We start from the raw sequence: 3,545 nt of genomic DNA on the forward strand, positions 1-3,545 counted from the left end.
AGGCCGAACCGTCCAAAACCCGGACCGGCCAGGCGGAAGCCGAAAAGCTGGCGCGCGCCGCCGGGCTGTTGGGAGTGTTGCAGGACGATCCGGCGGAATGGGAGGCCAGGGCGTCGAGCGTCGAAGTCGATGCAGAAGCGGTGACAAGACTGGTGGCCGAGCGGCTCGGCGCGCGGAAAGCCAGGAATTTCGCCGAATCCGACCGGCTGCGCGATCTGCTGGTCGGCATGGGCATCAAGCTCAAGGACGGCAAGGACAAGACGACCGGCGAGCCGACCACGGATTGGGAGGTCGGGGCGTGAGAGAGTTTGCGCAAACCGCCGGACTTTGCCCCTTCTCCCCTTGCGGGAGAAGGTGGCGCGAAGCGCCGGATGAGGGGTCTTTCCGGGCAGGGTTTCCCCCTCATCCGTCTCGGCCTCCGGCCGAGCCACCTTCTTCCGCAAGGGGAGAAGGGACGGGCCGTCTTGAGCGGAGGCGCCCATGAGCCTGCCGCCCAATGACCCCAAACAAGACTGGCGCGCCTCGCTGCCGTTTCCCGCGCATTGGCTGTGGTACATCGCCGCCAAGCTGATCGTGCTGGCTTTGGTCACTTTGATCGCGCTGAAATATTACGGATTGCTGTGATGGTTCAAAAACAACAATTCGCGCTGCGTCCGGCGCTGCCGGCGGATACGTCCGCGTTGGCCGAGTTGTTTCGCGCCAGCATCGAGGAATTGGCGCAGGAGGACTATAACCCGGCGCAGATCGACGCCTGGGCGGGCGTCGCCGACGATGAACAGGCCTTCGCTAAAAAGCTTGCCGGCGGCTTGACCATCGTCGCCTTGCGCGCGCACGAAATCGTCGGCTTCGCCAGCCTCAAGGGCGTGGATGTTCTCGACATGCTCTACGTCCATCCTAATGCGGCGCGCAAAGGCGTGGCGACGCAGCTTTGCGACGCGCTGGAAAAGCTCGCCGCCGCGCGCAAGACCATTCTCCTGAAAGCGGACGCCGCCGACTGCGCGACCGGGTTTTTCGCCCTGCGCGGCTACGAGCCGATACAACGCAACATGGTTTTTCTCGGCGACGAGGTTTTGGGCAATACCACCATGACCAAAAGGCTCGCCGCCGAAACAGGACAGACCCAATGAGCCGCGAACGCGTAACCCTGCTCGACACCACTTTGCGCGACGGCGCCCAGACCACCGGCGTCGATTTTTCGCTCGACGACAAGCGGCAGATCGCCGGCCTGCTCGACAGGCTCGGGATCGATTATGTCGAGGGCGGCTATCCCGGCGCCAATCCGCTCGACACCGAATTTTTCGAGGCGAAGCCGACCAAAACCGCGCGGTTCGCCGCCTTCGGCATGACCAAGCGGGCGGGGCGCTCCGCCGCCAACGATCCCGGCGTCGCCGCCCTGCTCGACAGCGCCGCCGATTCGATCGTCTTCGTCGCCAAGGCCTGGGATTATCAGGTGCATGTGGCGCTCGGCTGCACGCTGGAGGAAAATCTCGAAGGCATCGTCGAAAGCGTCGCGGCGGCGGTCGCAACGGGGCGCGAGGCGCTGGTCGATTGCGAACATTTTTTCGACGGCTACAAAGACAATCCGGCCTATGCCCTCGCCTGCGTCGAGACGGCCTACAAGGCCGGCGCGCGCTGGGTGGTGCTGTGCGACACCAATGGCGGAACCTTGCCGCATGAGGTGGAAGAAATCGTCCGCGCGATCGCGGAAAAAGTTCCCGGCGAAAACCTCGGCATTCACGCCCATAACGACACCGAACAGGCGGTGGCCAATTCCTTCGCGGCGCTGCGCGGCGGCGCGCGGCAGATTCACGGCGCGCTCAACGGGCTCGGCGAGCGCTGCGGCAACGCCAATCTCTGCTCGATCATTCCGACGCTTCTGCTCAAGCCGGAGTTTTCCGAAAAATTCGAGATCGGCGTGACGCTGGAAAGCCTGCGCGGCCTGAGCAAGCTGAGCCATACGCTCGATGAATTGCTCAATCGCGCGCCAGACCGCCATGCGCCCTATGTCGGCGCCTCGGCCTTCGCGACCAAGGCCGGCATTCACGCCTCCGCCGTGCTGAAGGACCCGCGCACCTATGAACACGTGCCGCCCGAAACCGTCGGCAACGTCCGCCGCGTGCTGGTCTCCGACCAGGCGGGCAAGTCCAATATTCTCTCCGAACTGGAGCGTCTCGGAGTCAACGTCGCCAGCGACGATCCGCGCGTGTCGCGGCTGCTGGAAACGGTCAAGGACAAGGAGGCGCACGGCTATGCCTATGAGGGCGCCGACGCCAGTTTCGAACTTCTGGCCCGCCGCATCCTCGGAACGGTGCCGACCTATTTCGAGGTCGAGCGTTTTCGCGTCGATGTGGAGCGCCGCCATAACGCGCAAGGCGAGCTGGAGACGTTTTCCGAGGCCACGGTGCGGGTCAATGTCGATGGCCAGAGTTTCATTTCGGCGGCGGAGGGCAATGGCCCGGTCAACGCCCTCGATCTCGCCCTGCGCAAGGATCTCGGCAAATATCAGAAATATATCGACGACATCGAATTGCAGGATTTCCGCGTCCGCGTCTTTCAGGGCGGCACCGATGCGGTGACGCGGGTGCTGGTGGAATTTTCCGACGGCAAGGGGGAAAGCTGGTCCACGGTGGGGGTCTCGGCCAATCTGATCGACGCCTCGTTCCAGGCCCTGCTCGACGCCATCGACTATAAATTGCTCAAGGAAGGGGCCTGAATTTTTAAGGCTCCGCTCCAGATCATTGCTTGTGCGGCTTTGTTGCGACGCTTTATTGCAGTAAGGTGACAGGATCGCGGGCCGGGTCCTGTGTTCGGCTGCCTGAAGCGGGGGAATCGAGCGTGGACGAAAAGATCGAAGCGGCCAAGCCCGCCGCCAATGCCGGAGGCAAAGCCGGTTCCGCCAATTCGCCGCCGGCCAAGTTCGTGGTCGAAGTCGTCGCGCCGGAGTTCAAGAGTGTCGCCGCCGGGCCAGGCGCCGCTTCGGCCAAAGCCAAAACCGTTTCGCCTGAAACCGTTTCGCCTCCTGCCGCTTCACTCCCGTCGAAATCCGCTTCTCCCAACCCGAAAACTGCTTCGCACAAGCCCCGAGGCGCCGCGGCCAAGGCCGAGGCGAGGCGCACGGCAGAGGCGCCGCGGCATCATCTGGCGCAGATGAAGCACGATCCGGTGGCGATCCGCCGGGTGTTCGAGACCGGCGAATATCCCTATGCGTCGCGCCTGCGCACCGCGCCCTATGAAGAGCATATGCTGAAACTTCAGCAGGAATTGCTCAAGGCGCAGCGCTGGGTCGAGACGAGCGGCGAAAAGATCGTGCTGCTGTTCGAGGGACGCGACGCCGCCGGCAAGGGCGGCACCATCAAACGCTATATGGAGCACATGAACCCGCGCACCGCGCGCGTAGTGGCTTTGCAGAAGCCGACCGAGCGGGAAAGCTCGCAATGGTATTTCCAGCGCTATATTTCGCAATTGCCGGCGGGCGGCGAAATCTGCCTGTTCGACCGCTCCTGGTATAATCGCGCCGGCGTCGAGCGGGTGATGGGGTTCTGCAC

Annotated in this window: 3 protein-coding genes and 2 pseudogenes; all 5 read left to right on the forward strand. The window is 63.6% G+C overall.

The window, feature by feature from the left end:
- A pseudogene (locus QZY01_RS08395) lies at positions 1–302 on the forward strand (cysteine--tRNA ligase); the annotation flags it as partial.
- A gap of 178 nt (positions 303–480) precedes the next feature.
- The gene (locus tag QZY01_RS08400; protein ID WP_294535809.1) at positions 481–624 is read left to right on the forward strand and encodes a hypothetical protein; all 144 of its coding nucleotides are present in this window, start codon (positions 481–483) and stop codon (positions 622–624) included.
- Complete coding sequence (locus tag QZY01_RS08405) at positions 624–1,127, forward strand: GNAT family N-acetyltransferase (RefSeq protein WP_294535812.1); 504 nt, start codon at positions 624–626, stop codon at positions 1,125–1,127. The genes QZY01_RS08400 and QZY01_RS08405 overlap by 1 nt, the downstream gene beginning before the upstream one ends.
- Positions 1,124–2,713 carry a citramalate synthase gene (gene cimA / locus QZY01_RS08410; protein ID WP_294535815.1) on the forward strand — a complete coding sequence of 530 codons (1,590 nt, stop codon included), beginning with the start codon at positions 1,124–1,126 and terminating at the stop codon, positions 2,711–2,713. The genes QZY01_RS08405 and cimA overlap by 4 nt, the downstream gene beginning before the upstream one ends.
- Positions 2,714–2,835: 122 nt before the next feature.
- Positions 2,836–3,545, forward strand: a pseudogene (locus tag QZY01_RS08415) (polyphosphate kinase 2); the annotation flags it as partial.

Origin of the sequence: uncultured Rhodoblastus sp., assembly GCF_903903185.1 — a bacterium.
Classification (GTDB): domain Bacteria; phylum Pseudomonadota; class Alphaproteobacteria; order Rhizobiales; family Beijerinckiaceae; genus Rhodoblastus.